Source organism: Streptomyces sp. NBC_01433, assembly GCF_026340105.1.
GTDB lineage: Bacteria > Actinomycetota > Actinomycetes > Streptomycetales > Streptomycetaceae > Streptomyces.
In genome coordinates this window covers 1,906,564-1,926,310 of the sequence record NZ_JAPEPM010000001.1, presented here as the reverse complement: position 1 = coordinate 1,926,310, position 19,747 = coordinate 1,906,564, and the positions used below count along the sequence as shown (strand labels likewise).

The following is a 19,747-nucleotide window of genomic DNA, read 5'->3' as shown; positions in this document are numbered from 1 at the left end:
CCGAAGTCAGCCGGCGTCGCGCTCCGGCAGCGGGAACATTTTGCTCAGGCGGGGCAGCCGACGGGCCGCTTCCGCCGGGTCCCGTACGTCCCACTCCTCGCCGCTCGGCTCGGGGTTGCAGGGGAGCGCGATGCCCTCGGCGTCCAGCGCCTCCTCAAGGCCGTCCTCCTCGCCCGTCAACTTCTCGAACGCCTCGGCCGCGACGTAGTCCAGGCTCTCCCAGTCGGGCCACTCGTCGTCCTCCCAGTCGCTCATGGGCCGGCCGGTCAGCCGCTTCAGTTCCGGTTCGTCCGCCAGCGCGTCCGGGTCGGCCAGCACCCTCTCGTAGCCCTCGCGGCCGAGCCCCACCACCCAGAACTGGAAGTACCAGAAGCTGTCGTCGGAGCACCAGCCGGCGTGTATCTGCTCGGCGACCGCCCACATGCTCCAGGTGTCGACCCGTTGCCGCACGCGGTACAGGTCGGTCTGGAACCGCACGATGTCCTGCGCCGACCGCTGCGCGAGCCGCTCGCGCAGCAGGTCCGTGCGTGCGTCACGGGTGTCCGCCCGCTGCCGGGAATCCTCGATCAGCGACCAGAAGTCCTCGAAGCTCTCCTCGTTCATGGCAGCACTCTGACAGCCGGGTACGACAGTGACCGGGTGTCCTGTTCCCGTTCCCGTTCCCGTTCCCGTTCCTGGTCCTGGTCCTGGTCCTGGTCCTGGGGCTCGTGGCGACCCTGCCGATCCTCGGCATGATCGCGATCTCCGGTTCAGCGCCGACTCCGGCAGCCTCACCGCCGCCGCCCTGCTCGATCGCGCCCCGACCGCTGTACGCCGGGAGAGGGGGCGCGCGTAGCTTGAGGGGCATGACTGTCGAGCGCGCTGCCACCCGGATGTCCGCCACCACGCTGACCGCTCTCGCCGGTCTGCACGTCGCCTGGGGTGTGGGTTCGTCGTGGCCGCTGCCCGACCGTGAGGCGTTCGCCGACGCGGTGGTCGGCCGTCCGAACCCGTCCGGCCCGGGGGCGTGTTTCGCGGTCGCGGGTGCGCTGGGGGCCGCCGCGCTCCTGGTCGCGGGCCGGCCCCGGAGCCGCCCGGCACTGTCCCGCCTCGGCGCGGCCGGGGTCGCGGGCGTACTCGGTCTGCGCGGCGCGGCAGGGCTTTCGGGCCGGACCGACCTGCTGTCCCCGGGATCGTCCTCGGCCCGCTTCCGCCGCTTGGACCGGCTCGCCTACTCGCCGCTGTGTCTGGCGCTGGCGGCCGCGACGGCGGTCGCCGCCGGGTCGCACGGCCGCCCGGAGGCCGGGGCGACCCGCCCCTGACGCCCGGCCGGTCAGTGCGGAAGCCCGACCGACAGATGCGGGGCCAACGCCCGGAGGAAGTCCGGCGCGTCGAACATCGCGCCGGCCGAGGCCACGCCCGTCGTCCGCGTGCGCCCGGCCAGGATGCGCCGGACGGCCTCCACCACGAGTGGGGCGGTGACCGCGTAGATGTCCTGGCCACGGGCCGTGGCGCGCCGCTCGATGCCACCCGCGCGGACCAGGACGTCGACGACGAAGGTCTGGTCCGACCGCCCCAGGGCGTCGACGGGCTCCGGTGCCGGTGTGTCCTCCCCGGCCAGGTCCCTCACGGCTTCGACGGCCATGTGGGTGCGGACCTCCGGCACGTCCACGTGGCTGGGAACGGTGACGACATCGGCCATGGTGAACTCCGAGATCACCGCGCGTCGGCCGAGCGGCTCCGGAAAGAGCCAGTCCTGTTCCGAAGCCTCGTCGTCGTGGTACCGCAGCGCGCCGTCCGTGAACCGCACCCGACGGCCCGCCCGACGCTCGTGGGACACCTGCCCGGCCGTCCGGGTGCCCGCCGTGGGGTGCCAGCCGCTCAGCCCGTACGCGACCTGCACCTCGTCCGCCGCGGTCCACTCGCCCATCGCCGCGGTCACCAACAGGTCGCCCAGCCCACCGTAGAAGGCCATGGCCGGCACCACGGGCGTGCCCGCCCTCCGGGCCGCTTCCGCGTAGTCGGCGAACATCGCCGCGTTCGCCTCGATCTCCGCCGCGACATCGACGTACGGGATCCCCGCACGCAGGGCCGCCTCGACGACCGGACCGCCCGTCACCGCGAACGGCCCGGCACAGTTGATGACGGCCGCCGCGCCGGCGACGGCCCGGTCCAGCGAGCGCGCGTCGTCCACGGTCGCGGGCCGCACGTCCACGCCCGTCCATTCACTCGCCAGCACCTCCAACTGGGCCGCGTCACGGCCGGAGATGACGACGGCGAAGCCGCGCCTTCGCAGTTCGGCGACGATGAAGCGACCGGTGTGACCCGTCGCCCCGTAGACCACCACCGCAGCTGTCGTACGCATCGTTCCCCCGTCTCGATGTGCTGAGGGGCCCAGTCTCGCCGTGGGCGGTACCCAGCTGTGATGGTCAGGAACGACAGCATGCGTACACTTCCGGACATGCCAACTGTCGCGCTGCTGACCGCCGGTCACCTGCTGCACTTCGAACTGGCAGTGGCCTACGAGATCTTCGGCAATCCCCCGCGTGAGGCCACGGAGGGCTGGTACGACGTACTGCTCTGCGGGCCCGGACCGGTGCGGGTCGGCCCCTTCACGGTCGAGCCCGACCACGGGCTGGAGCGTGTGGCCGGAGCCGACACCGTGATCGTGCCCGCGTGCGCCGACATCGACGAGCCGCCACCGGCGGAGCTGATCGAGGCCGTGCGGGCGGCCCACGACGCGGGTGCCAGGATCGCCTCGCTCTGCACCGGGGCGTTCGTGCTCGGCGCCGCGGGTCTGCTGGACGGCCGACGGGCCACCACCCACTGGGCTCATGCCGCGGAGCTGAGCGCACGTCATCCGCGGGCGCTGGTCGACCCGGACGTGCTGTACACGGACAACGGCAGCGTGCTCACGGCCGCGGGCAAGGCCGCCGCCGTGGATCTCTGCCTCCACCTGATCCATCTCGACCACGGCGCCGTCGTCGCCAACTCCGTGGCCCGTCGCCTGGTCATGCCGCCGCATCGGCCCGGCGGCCAGGCCCAGTTCGTGTCCACGCCCGTGCAGGTGACGGGCGACCACGTACTCGCCCAGCTGCTCGCCTGGGTCCGGCAACGGCTGGACCAGCCGCTGACGGTGACCGACATGGCGCGGCGGGCGAACACGAGCCCGCGCCATCTCGGACGGCAGTTCAGGGCGCTGACCGGGCAGACGCCGCTCCAGTGGCTGCTGACGCAGCGCGTACGCCGTGCCCAGGAACTGCTGGAGGCCACCGACGAGAGCATCGAGGCGGTTGCCGTCGCCACCGGCATGGGTACGGCCACGACACTGCGGCGCCAGTTCAAACGCATCGTCGGGGTTCCGCCCGACAGCTACCGGCGCGCGTTCCGCGGTGCGAACCCTGCCTGACCGTCACGGGTGTCCGCTCCCATGGGGGACGAACCGGCTTCGGTGATCGGGCCTCCACAGCAGTCCGGGACCACTGCCGGGAGGACACGGCGGGGTCCGGGACGAGCGTGGAGCCGAGTGGGCGGGCCGAGCTGCGTGGAGGCGTCAGACGTTGTAGGGGACGGCCTCGTTGCGCTTGGTGGACCAGTTGGTGACGATGGGCTTGTCCACGGTGGCCATGTCGGGGAGTTCGAGCTCGGCGGGGTTGGGGTCGTCCTCGGTGGTGGCGATGATGACGTTGCCGAACTCCGTGCCGCCTTCGCCGTCCGTGGTCTTGGGGTTGATACCGGCGTACGCGACGGCGGATCCGGAGAGCTTGATGGGGTCTTCGCCGCCCTGTCCGACGGGGGAGGCGACGCCGTCGGCGTCGGAGCCGAAGGAGACGCTGGGGGTGTTGACGTCCAGGTAGCAGGTGATGCCGGACTTGGCCTTGGCGGTGACGAGGTAGTAGCTGATCGGCTGGGCTTCCCACGTGACCGTGAAGTCCAGGTCGTTGGTGCCGCAGGACTGCCCGTAGCCGCTCTTGTCGCCGTTGTCGGAGGCACTGACCTGCTCGGTGGAACCGCCGGTGGTGGAGCTGCCTGTGGTGGAGGCGCGGGAACCGGAGCCACTGGCGGTGGAGCTGCCGTTGTCGGAGGAACTGTCGCTGGAGGAGCTGTCGTTCCCGCCGCTGCCGGCGGAGGCTGCGGCGGAGGGGGCAGCGGCGCTACCGGCGCCCGTGATGTCCTCGGGGTTGCAGGCGGTGGTGGTGGCGGCGAGTGCCGTCACGGCCGCGGCGGCGAGGACGAGACGGGCGGAACGGGCGGCGAGACGCGAGCGCATCATGATCTCCAGCGACTGTCGTTGCGGGTGTTTCCTGCTGACACCGATGACATTAGGGCCGGGTCGATCCTCAAATGATCCTGTGCATGTCCGGGTTCTGTCTCAGCGACCTCGGTTCCAAAAGTGGCGGTGGATCGCACCAACCCCAGCAAGCGTGGCAGCAGGTTGAAAGACGGGCTCAGTACGTGTTCCTGAATCTCCCGTGCCCTCGGTGGCCCCAGCAACACCCCCACACACTGCCTGGCCGCACTGTCCTGTCGCCCCGTGTCCGCCAGAGTCGTGGGGGTCGGCAGACAGGGCCGACGGATTCACCAGCAGGAGGGGAAACGGCATGTCCGAAGCACGAGTTGGGGCACATCGCGGCATGGCCCGGCGAGGGTTCCTGGCCGGGGCAGTCGCCGTGACGGGTACGGCACTGACGAGCACGGCGGCCGCCGGCACGGCACGCGCGGCCGGGACGGGGGCCGGAAACGGCGCCGACGCCGGCCCGTTGGCGTTCACCCACGTCACCGTGATCGACGGATCGGGCGCACCCCCGGCCCCAGGCATGACGGTCGTCGTCGAGGGCGGCCGCATCACCGGACTCGCCCCGAGCGCACGCACCCGGCTCCGCCCGGGCACCCGTACGGTCGACCTGACCGGCAAGTACCTGATCCCGGGACTGATCGAGGCGCACACCCACAGCGACGGCCCGGAGACCGTGGTCCCGGCGCTGTACGCCCTCACCGGCGTCACCACGGTCCGGGAGATGCGGGGCGAGCCGGTCCACCACGAGTGGCGCGAGAAGATCCGCGGCGGTGCGCTGCTCGGCCCCCGCTGGGTGATCGGCAGCCCCATCGTCGACGGCACGCCCTCGCTGTGGGCGGCCGACGTGGGCCCGACCATCGAGGTGCGCGACGCGGCCGAGGCCCGGCGCGCCGTACGGCGGGTCAAGCGTGAGGGGGCGGACTTCGTCAAGGTGTACTCCCGCCTGTCCCGCGAGGCCTACTTCGCCATCGCGGACGAGGCCCGGCGCCAGGGCATCCCCCACCTCGGGCACTGCCCCGACACCGTACGGATCGCGGAGGCGAGCGCCACCGGCCACCGCACCATCGAGCACCTGCACGCGCTGCTCCTGGCGACCTCACGGCACGAGAAGGAGATACGGCGCGGCCTGGCCGCCGTACGGATCGACCCGCGCGACCCCAGCAGCCTGTCCCGCTACCACAGCTGGTTCCAGCAGGTGCATCCCCTCGAATGGCGGGCGGTGCAGGGCTACGACCGGGACCGGGCGGACGCCCTCTTCCGGAGTCTGGCGGCCGACGGGACCGCGGTCGTCCCCACGCTCGGCGTGCACCGCACACTGGAGCTGCCCGACGACGTTCCGTCCCGGGCCGAGGAGTGGAAGTACCTGCCCGCCTGGCAGGTGGAGAGCTGGCCGGACCAGCTGGCGGCCCTGACCGGTGGGCGCACCCCCGAGCAGGACCGGCGGATCCGCCGGATCTTCGCGCACCGGCTCCGGCTGGTGAGCGAGCTGCACGGCGCGGGTGTGCGGCTGGCGGCGGGCACCGACACCGGCACGGGATACCTCGTCCCGGGCTTCGCCCTCCACGACGAGCTGGCGCTGCTCGTGGCGGCCGGCCTCACCCCGGCCGAGGCCCTGCGCGCGGCCACGCGGGACGCGGCCCGCACCCTCGGCCTGCCCGCCGTCGGCACCGTGGCCCGCGGACAGGCCGCCGATCTGCTCGTCCTGGACGCCGACCCGCTGCGTGACATCCGCAACACCCGCCGGATCCACGGCGTGGTCGTCGACGGCAGGTGGATCCCGCCGGAGGAACGCCGCCGGCTGCTCACGGCGGTGGAAGAGGCCGCCGCGCAGACCCCGCCTCCCCAGGAAGGGGCGACCATGACGGGCTGCGGCTGCGGCGGACACCCCTGACAGCCCTCCGGCGGCGGCTCGGTCCAGCGGGCGGCAGTCCACCACCGGGCCCCGCCCGTCGTCGAACCGTGCGAAGCAGTCCGGTGAGGGCGGCGAGCAATACTTTTGCAAGCGCCTGCTTGCAATAGTTAGCAAAGGTGTTGCAGTATCGAGTCATGGCATCACTCAACGTCGGCAATCTCGGTGAGTACCTGCGCGAGCAGCGACGCGCCGCGGAGCTCTCGCTGCGGCAGCTCGCCGACGCCGCCGGGGTGTCCAATCCCTACCTCAGCCAGATCGAGCGCGGCCTGCGCAAGCCCAGTGCGGAGGTTCTGCAGCAGGTCGCCAAGGCATTGAGGATCTCGGCCGAGACGCTGTACGTGCGGGCCGGGATTCTCGACGAGCGGGAGCGGGAGGAACTGGAGACGCGGGCGGTCATTCTGGCCGATCCGTCGATCAACGAGCGGCAGAAGAACGTGCTGCTCCAGATCTACGACTCCTTCCGCAAGGAGAACGGGTTCGAGCCCGAGCCCCAGCCCGGTGCCGACACCGATACCGATGCCGGTTCCGACGCAGTCACACACCCTCACAGCTAGTTCTGATGATCCGGGAGGACCACAAGTCATGGCCATCACCGATGACCTGCGCAAGACCCTCACCGACCCCACCCCCCTCTACTTCGCCGCGGGTACGGCCGACCTGGCCGTGCAGCAGGCGCGCAAGGTCCCGGCGCTGATCGAGCAGCTGCGGGCCGAGGCGCCCGAGCGGATCGAGGCCGTACGCAACACCGACCCCAAGGCCGTGCAGGAGAGGGTGACCACGCAGGCCAAGGAGGCCCAGGCCACCGTGCAGGCGAAGGTCACCGAGGTGTTCGGGTCCTTCGACACCGATCTGAAGAAGCTGGGCGAGAACGCTCAGGACCTGGCTCTGCGCAGCCTGGGCGTGGCCGCCGAGTACGCGGTCAGGGCCCGTGAGACGTACGAGAAGGTCGCCGAGCGCGGCGAGCAGAGCGTGCGGACCTGGCGCGGCGAGACGGCCGACGAGATCGTCGAGATCGCCGCCGTGGTGGAGGCCGAGCCGAAGGCGAAGCCCGCGACGGCCGTGAAGAGCGAGCCGAAGTCCGCCCAGGCCGGGACCGCCGCTCCGGCGAAGCCCGCCGCCAGGCCCGCTCCCGCGAAGCCCGCAGCGGCTCAGCCGAAGCCCGCTCAGGCCAAGCCCGCGGCGGCTGAGGCCAAGGCGGCGCCCGTCAAGAAGGCGCCCGCACCGCGCAAGCCCGTGGCGAAGAAGATCACCCCGCCCGGGAAGTGAACCCGGGCGGTCCAGGCGCTGTCGGCCGAGTGGCCGGGGCGCGGGCCGGGCACCTTTACCGGTGGCCGGTTCGTTCTCCCGGTAGCTTGGCCGCAGGGCGCCCATCCACTCACTAGGCGGTAGTCACCATGTTGCTCACAGGTTTCGGCACACTCGTCGGGCTGCTCTATCTGGCCATGCTGGTGCTGGCCGTGATCGCCCTGTTCTTCGCGGTGACGGCCCGCGAGGACGCCTACCGTGCGGCCGACAAGCAGAAGAAGTCGTTCTGGCTGATCATTCTCGGCATCACCGTGGCCGTGAACCTCTTCGTGCCCATGCTGTTCCTCCAGCTCGCGGGCGCGGTCGCGTCGATCGTCTTCATGGTGGACGTGCGGCCCGCGATCAAGGCGGTCTCGGGCGGTGGCGGTGGCCGTCGCGGCGGGTCCAGCAGCGACGGGCCGTACGGGCCCTACAACGGCGGGCGCTGAGCGTTCGCCGTCCGGCCCGGCGCCGGTACGGGGCGGGAGCGCGGTGCGCTGCCGCCCCGTCGGCGTATCCGCTCCTGGTCGCGGTCCAGCAGCAGGACCGCCACGTCGTCGGTCAGCTCCCCGCCGTTCAGCTCCCGCACGTGCGTGACCGCCGCCTCCAGCAGCTCCTCGCCGCCGAGTCCCCGGTCGAGCTGGGCGTTGATCATCGCGACCATGCCGTCCTGGCCGAGCCGTTGGGTGCCCGTCGGTCCGACGCGGCCCTCGATCAGCCCGTCCGTGTACATCATCAGGCTCCAGGAGCCGCCCAGTTCGACCTGGCGCCGCGGCCACCGGGCCCGCGGCAGCAGGCCCAGGGCCGGTCCACCGTCCTCGTACGGGAGCAGCTGCGCGGGCTGTCCGCGGCGGGCGATCAGCGGTGCGGGGTGGCCCGCCAGGCAGAGTCCGGCGCGGCGGCCGTCGGGGGCGATGTCGACGGTGCAGAGCGTCGCGAAGATCTCCTCGCTCTCCCGTTCGTGCTCCAGAACCTGCTGAAGCGTGGAGAGCAGTTGGTCCCCGCACAGTCCGGCCAGTGTCAACGCCCGCCAGGCGATGCGCAGTTCGACGCCGAGCGCCGCCTCGTCCGGGCCGTGCCCGCAGACGTCGCCGATCATCGCGTGGACCGTGCCGTCGGGGGTGCGGACCGTGTCGTAGAAGTCCCCGCCGAGCAGGGCGCGGCTGCGGCCGGGGCGGTAACGGGCGGCGAAGCTCAGGTCGGAGCCGTCCAGGAGGGGGGTGGGCAGCAGCCCGCGTTCCAGCCGGGCGTTCTCCTGGGCGCGGAGCCGGGACTCGGTCAGCTGGTGCTGGGCGGTGTCCGCGCGCTTGCGCTCCACGGCGTACCGGATGGCGCGGCTCAGCAGCCGTGCGTCGAGCTCGCCCCGGAAGAGATAGTCCTGGGCCCCGACCCGTACCGCCTCGGCGGCCAGCTCCGCGTCGTCCTCCGCCGTGAGCGCGAGGACGGCGTGCCGGGGCGCGATCCGCAGGACATGGGTGAGGGCCGCCAGCTCGTCGGAGCGCCCGGAGGGGGTTTCCGGCGGCGTCCCGGCGGCCGTGGGCCGCGGCTCGGCGCCCAGCGGCAGGGCCAGGTCCAGCAGGATGCAGTCGACGTCGTCGGTGAGGAGCCGGCCCGCCTCGGTGAGATTGCGGGCGGTACGGATACGGACCCGGGTCCCGGCCGCGGCCGACAGCTCGGGTACGGCGACGGTGCCCGTCGGGTCGTCCTCGATCACCAGGAGGGTGAGGTCGGCGCCGTGGGTGGTCTCCGCAGCGGGAACGGCACGCTGCTGCGGTACGGGTACGGGCATCGGTTCGGGTTTCCTTCCCTCCCCCCGAGGGCACGGCGGGACGACGATCGACGACCCGCCAGACGGGGACCATAGCGGTCCGTGGCAGGGGAACGGAATGGCGCACGGGTATCGGCCGCTGTCATATGCGCAGCCATAAGCCGCGTCCCGTCACGGATCCGGCGAGATGCGCCTCCCGGAGCCGGGGCGGAGGCCATGACAAACATCACGCGCCGCCGTCACGGTGGCGTGGCCCCGCTCACGTGACCCGGTTCACGCGGTCCCGGCGGACCGGTCCGCACGGGGGGTGCTGCCCCGACCGGTGCGGGGCGGGGCCCGGCCGGGGGTTTGCCGGCCGGTGGTGTCCGCCTGCCGGCCGGTGAGGCTGCGGGGCCCGGTCCCACCCGGCTCCCGGCGCCCGCTCTCCTCGTCGCTGTTACTCGCTTACTCGCCTACTCGGCTGTTACTTGCCTACTCGTTTACTTGTCCGGGCGGACCACTCCGAGGATCTGCATGGAGCCCGCGCCCGCCAGCGTCACATTCCGGCCGGGGCGCGGCGCGTGCACGATGGCGCCGTCGCCGACGTACATCCCGACGTGGCTGGCGTCGCTGTGGTAGATGATCAGGTCGCCGGGGCGCATGTCCTTGATGTCGATGCGCGGCAGTTGGCGCCACTGCTCCTGCGAGGTGCGCGGGATCGGGCGCTTCGCCGCCGCCCACGCCTGCGAGGTCAGCCCCGAGCAGTCGTACGAATCGGGGCCCTCGGCGCCCCAGACGTACGGCTTGCCGATCTTCCCCGTCGCGAAGGCCACCGCCTTCTTGCCGCTCGCGCTCGCCTCGCGGTTGATGTCCTTGATCGCGCCGGAGGAGAGCCACGCGCTCTGCGCCGTGTACGCGGCCTCCTGCTCCATCTTGAGGAGCCGGGCCCGTTCCTTCTTCTCCAGCTGCGATTCGAGCTTCTTCGCCGCCGCGATCTGGGAGTTGATCTGCTTCTTGGCCTTGGCCTGCTTGAGACGGTTGGATTCGAGCTTCTGCCAGTTGAGGCTCGCGTCCTGGGTGTACGTCTCCAGGTCCTCCTGGGTCCTGTTCAGTTCCGTCAGGACCGCTTTGGACGCCTGCTGGCCCTGACGGACCTGGTTCACCCCGTCCAGGAAGAGCTGGGGGTCGTCGCTGAGGACCAGCTGCGCGCCCGGCGGCAGCCCGCCGTTGCGGTACTGCTCGCGGGCCTGGGCGCCCGCCTGGCTCTTCAGCTCGGCGATCTTCGCCTGACCGTCGACGATCGCCTTGGCCAGTTTCACGATCTCGCCGGACTGCTTCGCGGTCTGTTCCTCGGCGAGGTTGTACGCGTCCGTCGCCGCCCCGGCCTTGCGGTAGAGGCTGTCGATCTCCTGGCGCACCTCTTCGAGGCTCTTCTTCCCCGGAGCCGCGGGAGCGGTGGGGGAGGGCTCCGGTATCGGAGCCGCCATGGCCTGGACCGGCGCGGACAGCACGGCCAGCGCGCAGACCAGAGTGATCGCGGCAGCGGCACAGTGGCGTCGGTTCACAAGCTCCCCCTCCGGGCAAATGCAACAAAGGTCAGATATCGTGTATATGACTTACCGTCAGTAACTTTTCGGCAACGTCGCGATCGTGCCATGTCGCCCCGTAAAGCAACAGAGGCCAACCGCACCTGCCGTGTCACACGCGAGGCGCGACGGACCACTATCCCCCGTACGACAGACCACTATCCCCGGTACGACGGGCCACCGTCCCCCGTACGACGCAGAACACCGCCCCCCGTACGACAGAGCGCGATCCCCTCCTATGTACGGGACGAATGATGCCCGTGCGGCGTTCCTCGGGGCGGCGACTTCTGGGCGCGCGGCGCGTTGTTCAGCCGCTGTTGGGCCGCAGGGCGGACCACGGCACGGTGACTTCGCCCTGCCGCCACCGCCGTACCCCGTCCGCCGTCGGCCAGTCGGCGGACAGCGCGCGCACGGCGGCGATCCAGCGCTGCCGTGCGCCCAGCGAGGCGTACGGGGCGGCAGCCGCCCAGGCGCGGTCGAAGTCGCGGAGGAAGGCATGGACCGGTTCGCCCGGCACGTTGCGGTGGATCAGCGCCTTGGGCAGGCGTTCCGCGAGATCGGAGGGGCGCTCCAGGGATCCGAGCCGGGTCGCGAACGTGACCGTGCGCGGACCCTCCGGCCCCAGGGCCACCCACACATGCCGGCGCCCGATCTCGTCGCAGGTGCCCTCGACGAGCAGTCCGTCGGGGGCGAGCCGCGCGCACAGCCGTTCCCATACCTCGGCGACCCGGTCCTCGTCGTACTGACGCAGCACGTTCGCCGCCCGGATCAGGTGCGGCCGCCGCGTGAGCGGGATCTCGAAGCCGCCGTGGAGAAAGGTGAGCCCCTCCCGCTCGTACGGCTTCGCCGCGGCGACCCGGTCCGGGTCGATCTCGATACCGGCCACCGCGGTGCGTGGCTCGACGGTGCGCAGGCGCGTCAGCAGCTCCACGGCGGTCCAGGGGGCGGCCCCGTACCCGAGGTCGACGGCGACGGGGGTGTCGGCGCGGCGCAGGACCGGGCCGTGCACTGCGGCGATCCAGCGGTCCATGCGGCGCAGCCGGTTGGGGTTGGTGGTCCCGCGGGTCGCGGTGCCGATGGGGCGCTGACGCATGCGGCGAGCGTATGCGACGGGCGGGGCGCGGTGCGGGGTGGTGCGTCCGCGGTCGGTGCTCAGCGCACGGGGGAGGGGATGAAGGGGAGGGGGCCTCCGCCGGGGCGGGCCCCGGCCGTCAGACCTCCGATCCCTTTCGGCCATACATGCGCAATGATTTGGCAAAGCGGAAATGAAAGGCAAGATTCCGCTGTTCTCGCCCTTCGGAGGGACCCTGTGTCCCTTCGAAGGCATGCCCTGATCGAGGAGGACCGGACGACGTGAGTCAGTACGTCTCTCGGCTCGGCTCCACCCGTGTGGCGCCGCGCATCAGGTTTCCCGGCGGCTTCAACGGATCGCCTCGCAAGCCGCGCCGTATCGCGATGCTCTCCGTGCACACGTCCCCGCTCCACCAGCCCGGCACCGGCGACGCGGGCGGTATGAACGTCTACATCGTGGAGCTGGCCAAACGCCTCGCCGCGATCAACATCGACGTCGAGATCTTCACCCGGGCCACCACCGGCTCGCTGCCCCCGGCGGTCGAACTGGCGCCCGGCGTCCTGGTCCGGCATGTCGACGCGGGTCCGTACGAGGGTCTGGCCAAGGAGGACCTGCCAGCCCAGCTCTGCGCCTTCACGCACGGCGTGATGCAGGCGTGGGCCGGTCAGCGCCCCGGGTACTACGACCTCGTCCACTCCCACTACTGGCTCTCCGGCCAGGTCGGCTGGCTCGCCGCCCAGCGCTGGGGCGTCCCGCTCGTCCACGCCATGCACACCATGGCGAAGGTCAAGAACGCCGCGCTCGCCGAGGGCGACACCCCCGAGCCTCCCGCCCGCGTCATCGGCGAGACCCAGATCGTCCGTGCCTCGGACCGGCTGATCGCGAACACCGCGGAGGAGGCCGACGAACTCGTCCGCTTCTACGAGGCCGACCCGGCGGCCGTCGCCGTCGTGCACCCCGGGGTCAATCTGGAGCGCTTCCGCCCGGCGGACGGGCGCGCCGCCGCCCGCGCCCGCCTCGGGCTGCCCCCGGACGCCCTGATTCCGCTCTTCGCGGGCCGTATCCAGCCGCTCAAGGCCCCCGATGTGCTGCTGCGCGCGGTGGCCGAGCTCCTGGACCGCGAGCCTTCGCTGCGCACCCGGATGGTGGTGCCCGTCGTCGGCGGTCCCAGCGGCAGCGGGCTCGCCAAGCCGGAGGGCCTGCAAAAACTGGCCGCGCGCCTGGGCATCGCGGATGTCGTACGGTTCCACCCGCCGGTCGGGCAGGACCAGCTCGCCGACTGGTTCCGGGCCGCGTCCGTGCTGGTCATGCCCTCGTACAGCGAGTCCTTCGGCCTGGTCGCCATAGAGGCCCAGGCGGCCGGTACGCCGGTCGTCGCGGCGGCCGTGGGCGGTCTCCCGGTGGCGGTGCGGGACGAGGTCAGCGGCTTTCTGATCTCCGGGCACGATCCGAAGGCGTACGCGCGGGCGATCGGCCGGTTCGCGGACGCGCCCGAGCTGGTGGAGCGGATGGGCGCCGCGGCCGCCACGCACGCGCAGTCGTTCGGCTGGGACACGGCGGCGGCGGCGACCGCGGACGTCTACACGGCGGCGATGTGCGATCACCGCCGCCGCGCCCGTACCCACCACGGCTGATCGCGCCCGCGCGGCGGCCGATGCGGGACCCGGCGTGGGGGTCGTACGGCGGTCGGCGCGCGGGCCCGGCGCCGCTGTCGTACGGCGGCCGATATGCGTGGGGGCGGCGCCCGAAACGTGGGGGCGGCGGCCGATGCGTGGGCGCGGCCCCCTGTCGTACGCTCGCCCCATGGCTGACGTACCCGACGAAACCGCAGCGGCGCAGGTCATCGAGGCGACCCTGAGCGAGGCCGGGCTCGAATGGGAGAGCCCGGAGCCCGGCGCCTATGTGGTGAAACTGCCCGGCACCCGCAAGCTGTCCACCACCTGTTCCCTGATCGTCGGGAAGCACTCCCTCTCCCTCAACGCGTTCGTCGTCCGGCACCCGGACGAGAACGACGCCGCGGTCCACCGCTGGCTGCTGGAGCGCAATCTGCGCCTCTTCGGCGTGAGTTACGCGATCGACTCGCTCGGCGACATCTATCTGGTCGGCAAGCTTCCGCTCTCCGTGATCACGCCGGACGAGCTGGACCGGCTGCTGGGCACCGTCCTCGAAGCGGCGGACGGCTCGTTCAACACGCTTCTGGAACTGGGCTTCGCCCGTGCGATCCGTAAGGAGCACGCGTGGCGGGTGTCGCGCGGCGAGTCCACGCGGAACCTCGACGCGTTCACTCATCTGATTGAGCGCCCGGCCGACAGCTGACGCTTCCGACGCTCCGGCCCATCGGAATCCCCGAATCTCGGCGGTGCAGCGGTCTTTCGCCGTGCCGTCGCGCCGTGGCATGCTCGCCGCCGACGCAGACATGAATGTCATTCACATGCATGAAAGGCGGTCGGGGTCATGGCGAGCATGGGGAACATCGGCAGACGCGGACTGCTCGGCGGCGCGGTGGCGGTCGCGGCCGCCGCGGCGACCGGAGCGCTCGGTACCGGACGGGCACAGGCGGCGACCACCACCGGCCGAGCGACGGCCACCACCACTCCGGCAACGGCCACCACCGGCCGAGCGGCGGCCATCAGCGCACCGGCGGGAAGCGCCCCCGCCCCCGCGGCGGCGACCGGCCGTCCCGGGGGCTCGGTCCTCTGGCGGGAGTTCACCGCGGCCCCCTTCTCCCACCCCCAGATCCCGTTCATCGGCCGGGCCGGCTACCGCGCGGGCTCGGGCCTCCCCCGCCGCACCGCCCACGGCTTCGTCGTCGATGTCCGCCGCTACGGAGCCCGGCCGGACGGCTCGGCCGACGCCGCCCCCGCGATCAACCGTGCCATCGCCGCTGCCGGAGAGCGTGGCGGTGGCACGGTGCTCATCCCCGCCGGGACGTACCGCGTCGACGACCTCATCCGTATCGGCCACAGCGACGTGGTGGTGCGCGGAGCGGGCAGTGGCCGCACCACGCTGCACGCGACCAGGAACCTCACCGAACTGATCGGCGTCTACGGCAGCCGCTACGGCGGCGACAAGTCCAGCTGGTCCTGGGCGGGCGGCCTCATCTGGCTCTGCCCCGAGGACCGTTGGACCGCGCTCACCGACGCGATCAGGGCCGAGGAGTGGCCGTTCGAGGGCTGGACCGGCAACCGGCGGGACGAGTGGCGCACCCTGGCCACCGTCGCCCCCGCCCGCCGCGGCGACCGGACGATCACCGTCCACGACACCCGCGGGCTCAGGCGCGGCGCGCTGGTCCTGCTCCGCCTCGCCGACGACCCCGCGCACACCCTGCTGGAACACATGGCGGGCGACGGCGACGGCCCGGCGGCGTACCACTGGGACGACAAGACCAAGCTGACGTCGTACGTCCCCTACGAGTGGCCGGTCCGCATCACCGCCGTACGCGGCCGTGAAGTCACGCTGGAGCGCCCGCTTCCGCTCGACGTACGCCCCGAGTGGGACCCCCGGCTGACCACCCTCGTCACTCCGCTCACCGGTTCGGGCGTCGAGGGGCTGACGCTCGAAGCGGTCGAGACCCCGCAGTCGCCGCACCTGCTCGACAAGGGGTACAACGGCGTCGCCTTCCAGTGCGCGTACGACTGCTGGGCCGACGACATCACCGTCCGCCACGTCGACAACGGCTTCGGCCTGATCGGCGCGTCCGCGTGCACCCTGCGCCGTACGAAGGTGGAGGGACGCGGCGCCCACCACCCCTACTACTGCCGCGAGGGCTCGCACGACAACCTGATCGAGGACTTCGCCATCGAGCGGCGCACGGTCCCCGCGCCCGCGGGCACCCAACTGCACGGCATCAACGTCGAGGGCCTGTCCAGCCACAACGTCTGGTCCCGCGGACGGATGGCGATGGGCACGTTCGACTCCCACCGGGGGATGCCGTTCGCCAACGTCCGTACGGACATCACGGTGAACAACAACGGGCGGCACGGCGGCGACGCCAGTGCCGGACCGCTCTTCGGTGCCCGGTTCACCCACTGGAACATCCGGGTGACCAACGGCAGGGCCGGTCTGCTGCGGATCGACGGCCTCGCCCCCTACAGCGCGACGGTCGGCATCAGCGAGGTGTCGGAGTTCGACCAGATCGACGTCCCCGACTTCACGGGCGACCTGCACACCCGGCTGGAGGGCTACGGGACACCGGAGTCGGTACGCCCGCGCAATCTGTACGAGGCGCAGCGGGACCTGGAGGGCTGAATCCGGATGTACCGCGGTGCGGCGGCACTCACAGCGTCTGCACAAGTTGATCACAGCAAAATTACGATCCTGGTCTAGGGGCGGCCGATCCACGATTCGGACAGGTGTCCGATCGTAGGCTGTGGAGTACTGCGGCGGTCTGTCCCGGTGCGCGTCGAACTGCCGCATCGGGCAGGGTCCGTTGCTCCATGAGACGGAGAGATGAACCCATGCGCGCCACTGCCGTACGCCGTACCGCCCTTGCCGCTTCCGTGGCGTCCCTGACCCTGCTGGCCACCGCGTGCGGCGGCTCGTCCGACTCCGACGGCAAGGGCGGCGCGAACGGAGCCGGGTCCGGGGACAAGGGCGGTGCCGCGCCGAAGGCCGCCGTGAAGACGCTGACCGCCGCCGAGTTGGAGAAGGCGTCGCTGGTCCAGGGCGACGTCAAAGGCAACAAGATCGCCAAGGCCGGCCCGGACGACGAGGTGAAGGCGGACGGCGTCAAGGTCGACAAGAAGGAGTGCGAGCCCTTCGCCCACGCCTACCTCGGCGTGAAGCAGGGCGAGCCGGTCGCGCGCACCCAGCGCACCGCCGTCGGCGAGCCCAAGAAGACCGGCAAGGGGACGTCCCTCGAAGACCTCGCCGAGATGCCGGAGGGTGATGCCGAGGACGCGTTCTCCGCGGCCTTCGACGTGACCTCCACGCTGGTCTCGCTCTCCTCGTACGAGGGTCAGGGCGCTCCGGAGACCCTGGCGGGCGTGCGCGAGTCCGCGGCCAAGTGCACCGGTGGATTCACCATCGTGATGGACGGGGACACGCAGAAGATCGCCGCGCTCACCGAGGAGAAGGTGACGGGCGGGGACGAGGCCATCGGCTGGACGGTGACGAGCGAGAGCGACGGCAGGAAGATCCCGTTCAAGCTGGTGGCGCTGCGCCGGTCGGGAACGCTCGCGACGTTCGTCTCCTTCAACCTCGCCGCGACGAGCGACAAGGGGGCGGCGGGCTTCGGGCTGCCGACCGCGATCGTGGCCGCGCAGTCGCAGAAGCTCTCCTGACCCGTGGCTCGTTCCCCTGCCCGGCTCCGGTTCAGGGCAGGGGGACGAGCCGGACGACGGTGACGGTCAGGACGGAACCGGAGACGTAGTAGAGGACGATGGCGCCGAAGACCGTGGCCTCGCGCCGGTCGTGCTCGCGCTTGACGGCGGACGACCCGTGTCCGTACGGATCGCTTCCCAGGGTGCGGGCCATCTCGTCCCGGAAGGACTCGCCGTCCCGCATCTTGGCCAGGGAGTCGTCGGCGGGCGGTGCGTATGAGATGCGGAAGCTCAAGCGACGCTCCGCCTCTCGGCCTCGTCCTGCGCCAGCCGGTCCAGGATCTGTTCGGCCTCTGGATCGGGTACGGCCTCCAGCATCCAATGCCGCATCACGGCCTGGATCTCGTGCACACCCGCCTCGTTGATGGCGCGGTCGAACTCCTCGCGTCTCTCCTCGGGCAGCGTGGCCCGGATGGCCGGAATGCTGTTGGGCACCTCGACTTCGGTGCCACCGACGAAGGTCTTCAGAGACTCGCCCATGATCGCTCTCCCCGATCTCCTTGCCCTTGACGCCTGGTTGGCCGCTCCCGCGCTCCGGGAGTGCGCGGTGGGGACACGCTATCGGTTGGGTGCGACACCCGGCCGGACAGCGGGGGAGCACGTGCGGCCGAGTGCCGCCCGCGGGTCGCTGACGGGCCCGACTGTCAGTGCCGGCCCGTATGTTCGCCCCATGGCTGAGAAACCTAGTGACCTCTGGCGCCGACGTCTGGCCGAGGAGGCAACCGGACTCGCGACCGGCACCCTGGCTCCGGAGCACGCGTACACGACGCAGCTCTTCCCCGAATCCCTCGTGACCGCCACGGACACGACGCTGGACTCCTTCGAGACCGGGATACGCACCCTGAGCACCCCCTCGGACGGCGAGATCCTCGCCGCGGTCGAACGCGTGGTGCTGGCTTTGAACGCGGTGAACGAGGCCCATGGCGGGGCGGGTTACGAGACGGGGGAGCGCGAACTGCTCTGCGACTACATCGACCTGACCCTCACCGAGAACGGCGTCGACGTCGCGGCCCTGGCCGAACGCAACGGGCTGGACCGGTACGAGATCACGGACGAGTGGCGGGAGTGGTAGGGGGCGGGCCCTGGTCTCGCGCGCGGCTTCTCGGCTGACGTACCGAGGTACCGACGTACAGCGGGAAGCGCCGTTCAGGCGCGAGCAGTTGTCCCTGACTCTGCCCCTACAGGGCGGCGGTGGTCCTGGCGCGTCGGTGGGGCAAACCGCGCCAGACCACCCAGAGGCTGACCAGTACCAGGACGACGCCGGCTATAGGGTAGCCCACGGAAGCGCCGTCGCGGTAATCCTCGACGCCGATCGCGAGAAGACCCAGGGACAGGGGCAGTCCTGCCCAGTCGAGCGCTCTGCTCAATCTCGTGGAAATCGAAGGCTTGTTCACGGCTTGATCCTGACAGGTGCTCACGCTCTCCACCACAGCAGGGGGAAGTGTTTGCCCAAAGGACAGCCCTCAGCCGAACTCGACGATCGGCCGCACCTCGACCGTGCCGTACGAAGCGGTCGGGATCTGCTGGGCCCATTCGGCTCCTTTGTGGCTCCGTGCCGGGCCGGCGGCCATTTTCGGCACGCGCACGACGGCCGGACAAGGGAGGGACACCACGCGTCCCCACTTGGCCAGGTACGGAACGGTGTCCAGAGACGGCAACGAGCCCCCGACCCGCGGATTTCACGCGGGTCGGGGGCTCGTGAGCTGAAGCAGGTGCTGCGGGCTACTTCTTCTTGCCCTGGTTCTTCACGGCCTCGATGGCGGCCTTCGCCGCGTCCGGGTCGAGGTAGGTGCCGCCCGGCTTCAGCGGGCGGAAGTCGGCGTCGAGCTCGTAGGCGAGCGGGATGCCGGTCGGGATGTTGAGGCCCGAGATGTCCTCGTCGGAGATGCCGTCCAGGTGCTTGACCAGACCGCGGAGGCTGTTGCCGTGGGCGGCGACCAGGACGGTCCTGCCGTCGAGCAGGTCCGGGACGATGTTGTCGTACCAGTACGGCAGCATGCGGACGACGACGTCCTTGAGGCACTCGGTGCGCGGGCGCAGGTCCGGCGGGATCGTCGCGTAGCGCGGGTCGTCGCTCTGCGAGAACTCGGTGCCGTCCTCAAGGGCCGGCGGCGGGGTGTCGTACGAGCGGCGCCAGAGCATGAACTGCTCCTCGCCGAACTCGGCGAGCGTCTGCGCCTTGTCCTTGCCCTGGAGAGCGCCGTAGTGGCGCTCGTTCAACCGCCAGGAGCGGTGGACCGGGATCCAGTGGCGGTCCGCCGAATTCAGGGCGAGCTGGGCGGTGCGGATCGCGCGGCGCTGGAGGGAGGTGTGCACGACGTCGGGGAGCAGACCGGCGTCCTTGAGCAGCTCACCGCCGCGGACTGCTTCCTTCTCACCCTTCTCGGTGAGGTTGACATCCACCCATCCGGTGAACAGGTTCTTCGCGTTCCATTCGCTCTCGCCGTGGCGGAGGAGGATCAGCTTGTACGGTGCGTCGGCCATGAGTCCGAGCGTAATCGAACCCTCGCGGGCTCCGCGCGCCCGGCCACAGGACGGACGCGGGGCGG

21 protein-coding genes are annotated in these 19,747 nt (G+C 71.4%); 11 read left to right on the top strand and 10 right to left on the bottom strand.

Going from position 1 to position 19,747, the window contains the following annotated elements:
• Window positions 1-6 precede the first annotated feature (6 nt).
• Window positions 7-603, bottom strand: coding sequence for a DUF4240 domain-containing protein (locus tag OG413_RS08650; protein ID WP_266804012.1), 597 nt, complete (start codon window positions 601-603; stop codon window positions 7-9).
• Window positions 604-845: 242 nt separating this feature from the next.
• On the opposite strand from OG413_RS08650, the gene OG413_RS08645 reads away from it, so the two are divergent.
• Window positions 846-1,301, top strand: coding sequence for a DUF3995 domain-containing protein (locus OG413_RS08645; RefSeq protein ID WP_266804010.1), 456 nt, complete (start codon window positions 846-848; stop codon window positions 1,299-1,301).
• An 11-nt stretch (window positions 1,302-1,312) separates the two neighbouring features.
• Here the strand turns inward: OG413_RS08645 and OG413_RS08640 are convergent, their stop codons facing one another.
• Window positions 1,313-2,344: a trans-acting enoyl reductase family protein gene (locus OG413_RS08640; RefSeq protein WP_266804008.1), complete on the bottom strand. Its 1,032-nt coding sequence runs from the start codon at window positions 2,342-2,344 to the stop codon at window positions 1,313-1,315.
• 96 nt (window positions 2,345-2,440) lie between these two features.
• Between OG413_RS08640 and OG413_RS08635 the strand changes: the two genes are divergently transcribed.
• Entirely contained in the window at window positions 2,441-3,388 is a 948-nt protein-coding gene (locus tag OG413_RS08635) for a helix-turn-helix domain-containing protein (protein ID WP_266804007.1), read from the top strand.
• 144 nt (window positions 3,389-3,532) lie between these two features.
• On the opposite strand, the gene OG413_RS08630 is transcribed toward OG413_RS08635, so the two are convergent.
• On the bottom strand, window positions 3,533-4,249 hold the full coding sequence (locus OG413_RS08630) for a hypothetical protein (RefSeq protein ID WP_266809998.1): 717 nt from the start codon (window positions 4,247-4,249) through the stop codon (window positions 3,533-3,535).
• Window positions 4,250-4,580: 331 nt separating this feature from the next.
• Here OG413_RS08630 and OG413_RS08625 point away from each other — a divergent pair, with 331 nt between their 5' ends.
• From OG413_RS08625 to OG413_RS08610, 4 genes are all read left to right on the top strand, one after another.
• Window positions 4,581-6,167, top strand: coding sequence for an amidohydrolase family protein (locus tag OG413_RS08625; RefSeq protein WP_266804005.1), 1,587 nt, complete (start codon window positions 4,581-4,583; stop codon window positions 6,165-6,167).
• A 155-nt stretch (window positions 6,168-6,322) separates the two neighbouring features.
• Window positions 6,323-6,742: a helix-turn-helix domain-containing protein gene (locus tag OG413_RS08620; protein WP_266804003.1), complete on the top strand. Its 420-nt coding sequence runs from the start codon at window positions 6,323-6,325 to the stop codon at window positions 6,740-6,742.
• Between the two features lie 28 nt (window positions 6,743-6,770).
• Window positions 6,771-7,454, top strand: a complete 684-nt coding sequence (locus OG413_RS08615) for a hypothetical protein (protein WP_266804002.1) — start codon at window positions 6,771-6,773, stop codon at window positions 7,452-7,454.
• A gap of 128 nt (window positions 7,455-7,582) precedes the next feature.
• A complete protein-coding gene (locus tag OG413_RS08610) occupies window positions 7,583-7,921 on the top strand; it encodes a DUF2516 family protein (RefSeq protein ID WP_266804000.1) in 339 nt (112 codons plus the stop codon).
• Here OG413_RS08610 and OG413_RS08605 read toward each other — a convergent pair.
• The 3 genes from OG413_RS08605 to OG413_RS08595 all read right to left on the bottom strand — a co-directional run bounded on the left by OG413_RS08605 (window position 7,903) and on the right by OG413_RS08595 (window position 11,898).
• The gene (locus OG413_RS08605) at window positions 7,903-9,261 is read right to left on the bottom strand and encodes a PP2C family protein-serine/threonine phosphatase (RefSeq protein ID WP_266803998.1); all 1,359 of its coding nucleotides are present in this window, start codon (window positions 9,259-9,261) and stop codon (window positions 7,903-7,905) included. The genes OG413_RS08610 and OG413_RS08605 overlap by 19 nt on opposite strands.
• Before the next feature lie 458 nt (window positions 9,262-9,719).
• Complete coding sequence (locus tag OG413_RS08600) at window positions 9,720-10,784, bottom strand: C40 family peptidase (protein WP_266803997.1); 1,065 nt, start codon at window positions 10,782-10,784, stop codon at window positions 9,720-9,722.
• A gap of 328 nt (window positions 10,785-11,112) precedes the next feature.
• The gene (locus OG413_RS08595) at window positions 11,113-11,898 is read right to left on the bottom strand and encodes a class I SAM-dependent methyltransferase (protein WP_266803996.1); all 786 of its coding nucleotides are present in this window, start codon (window positions 11,896-11,898) and stop codon (window positions 11,113-11,115) included.
• Between the two features lie 260 nt (window positions 11,899-12,158).
• Here OG413_RS08595 and mshA point away from each other — a divergent pair, with 260 nt between their 5' ends.
• The 4 genes from mshA to OG413_RS08575 all read left to right on the top strand — a co-directional run bounded on the left by mshA (window position 12,159) and on the right by OG413_RS08575 (window position 17,159).
• Entirely contained in the window at window positions 12,159-13,511 is a 1,353-nt protein-coding gene (gene mshA, locus OG413_RS08590; RefSeq protein WP_266803994.1) for a D-inositol-3-phosphate glycosyltransferase, read from the top strand.
• Between the two features lie 169 nt (window positions 13,512-13,680).
• Complete coding sequence (locus OG413_RS08585) at window positions 13,681-14,193, top strand: YbjN domain-containing protein (RefSeq protein ID WP_266803992.1); 513 nt, start codon at window positions 13,681-13,683, stop codon at window positions 14,191-14,193.
• A 147-nt stretch (window positions 14,194-14,340) separates the two neighbouring features.
• The gene (locus OG413_RS08580) at window positions 14,341-16,125 is read left to right on the top strand and encodes a glycosyl hydrolase family 28-related protein (protein WP_266809996.1); all 1,785 of its coding nucleotides are present in this window, start codon (window positions 14,341-14,343) and stop codon (window positions 16,123-16,125) included.
• A 209-nt stretch (window positions 16,126-16,334) separates the two neighbouring features.
• Window positions 16,335-17,159 (top strand): hypothetical protein, encoded by an 825-nt coding sequence (locus OG413_RS08575; RefSeq protein WP_266803990.1) that lies wholly within the window; start codon window positions 16,335-16,337, stop codon window positions 17,157-17,159.
• Window positions 17,160-17,190: 31 nt separating this feature from the next.
• Here the strand turns inward: OG413_RS08575 and OG413_RS08570 are convergent, their stop codons facing one another.
• Entirely contained in the window at window positions 17,191-17,433 is a 243-nt protein-coding gene (locus tag OG413_RS08570; protein ID WP_073720446.1) for a hypothetical protein, read from the bottom strand.
• Entirely contained in the window at window positions 17,430-17,678 is a 249-nt protein-coding gene (locus OG413_RS08565) for a hypothetical protein (RefSeq protein WP_073720445.1), read from the bottom strand. Before OG413_RS08565 ends, OG413_RS08570 begins: the two co-directional genes overlap by 4 nt.
• A 190-nt stretch (window positions 17,679-17,868) precedes the next feature.
• On the opposite strand from OG413_RS08565, the gene OG413_RS08560 reads away from it, so the two are divergent.
• Window positions 17,869-18,270, top strand: coding sequence for a hypothetical protein (locus tag OG413_RS08560; RefSeq protein WP_266803989.1), 402 nt, complete (start codon window positions 17,869-17,871; stop codon window positions 18,268-18,270).
• Window positions 18,271-18,376: 106 nt separating this feature from the next.
• On the opposite strand, the gene OG413_RS08555 is transcribed toward OG413_RS08560, so the two are convergent.
• Window positions 18,377-18,565 carry a hypothetical protein gene (locus tag OG413_RS08555; protein WP_266803987.1) on the bottom strand — a complete coding sequence of 63 codons (189 nt, stop codon included), beginning with the start codon at window positions 18,563-18,565 and terminating at the stop codon, window positions 18,377-18,379.
• Between the two features lie 355 nt (window positions 18,566-18,920).
• Window positions 18,921-19,682 carry a phosphoglyceromutase gene (locus tag OG413_RS08550; RefSeq protein WP_266803985.1) on the bottom strand — a complete coding sequence of 254 codons (762 nt, stop codon included), beginning with the start codon at window positions 19,680-19,682 and terminating at the stop codon, window positions 18,921-18,923.
• Window positions 19,683-19,747: the final 65 nt, after the last annotated feature.

What these genes read in the sequence shown, in the direction of transcription:
- OG413_RS08650 (WP_266804012.1), bottom strand. Translation starts at nt 603, where the DNA reads ATGAACGAGGAGAGCTTCGAGGACTTCTGGTCGCTGATCGAGGATTCC.
- OG413_RS08645 (WP_266804010.1), top strand. Translation starts at nt 846, where the DNA reads ATGACTGTCGAGCGCGCTGCCACCCGGATGTCCGCCACCACGCTGACC.
- OG413_RS08640 (WP_266804008.1), bottom strand. Translation starts at nt 2,344, where the DNA reads ATGCGTACGACAGCTGCGGTGGTGGTCTACGGGGCGACGGGTCACACC.
- OG413_RS08635 (WP_266804007.1), top strand. Translation starts at nt 2,441, where the DNA reads ATGCCAACTGTCGCGCTGCTGACCGCCGGTCACCTGCTGCACTTCGAA.
- OG413_RS08630 (WP_266809998.1), bottom strand. Translation starts at nt 4,249, where the DNA reads ATGCGCTCGCGTCTCGCCGCCCGTTCCGCCCGTCTCGTCCTCGCCGCC.
- OG413_RS08625 (WP_266804005.1), top strand. Translation starts at nt 4,581, where the DNA reads ATGTCCGAAGCACGAGTTGGGGCACATCGCGGCATGGCCCGGCGAGGG.
- OG413_RS08620 (WP_266804003.1), top strand. Translation starts at nt 6,323, where the DNA reads ATGGCATCACTCAACGTCGGCAATCTCGGTGAGTACCTGCGCGAGCAG.
- OG413_RS08615 (WP_266804002.1), top strand. Translation starts at nt 6,771, where the DNA reads ATGGCCATCACCGATGACCTGCGCAAGACCCTCACCGACCCCACCCCC.
- OG413_RS08610 (WP_266804000.1), top strand. Translation starts at nt 7,583, where the DNA reads ATGTTGCTCACAGGTTTCGGCACACTCGTCGGGCTGCTCTATCTGGCC.
- OG413_RS08605 (WP_266803998.1), bottom strand. Translation starts at nt 9,261, where the DNA reads ATGCCCGTACCCGTACCGCAGCAGCGTGCCGTTCCCGCTGCGGAGACC.
- OG413_RS08595 (WP_266803996.1), bottom strand. Translation starts at nt 11,898, where the DNA reads ATGCGTCAGCGCCCCATCGGCACCGCGACCCGCGGGACCACCAACCCC.
- OG413_RS08585 (WP_266803992.1), top strand. Translation starts at nt 13,681, where the DNA reads ATGGCTGACGTACCCGACGAAACCGCAGCGGCGCAGGTCATCGAGGCG.
- OG413_RS08580 (WP_266809996.1), top strand. Translation starts at nt 14,341, where the DNA reads ATGGGGAACATCGGCAGACGCGGACTGCTCGGCGGCGCGGTGGCGGTC.
- OG413_RS08575 (WP_266803990.1), top strand. Translation starts at nt 16,335, where the DNA reads ATGCGCGCCACTGCCGTACGCCGTACCGCCCTTGCCGCTTCCGTGGCG.
- OG413_RS08565 (WP_073720445.1), bottom strand. Translation starts at nt 17,678, where the DNA reads ATGGGCGAGTCTCTGAAGACCTTCGTCGGTGGCACCGAAGTCGAGGTG.
- OG413_RS08560 (WP_266803989.1), top strand. Translation starts at nt 17,869, where the DNA reads ATGGCTGAGAAACCTAGTGACCTCTGGCGCCGACGTCTGGCCGAGGAG.
- OG413_RS08550 (WP_266803985.1), bottom strand. Translation starts at nt 19,682, where the DNA reads ATGGCCGACGCACCGTACAAGCTGATCCTCCTCCGCCACGGCGAGAGC.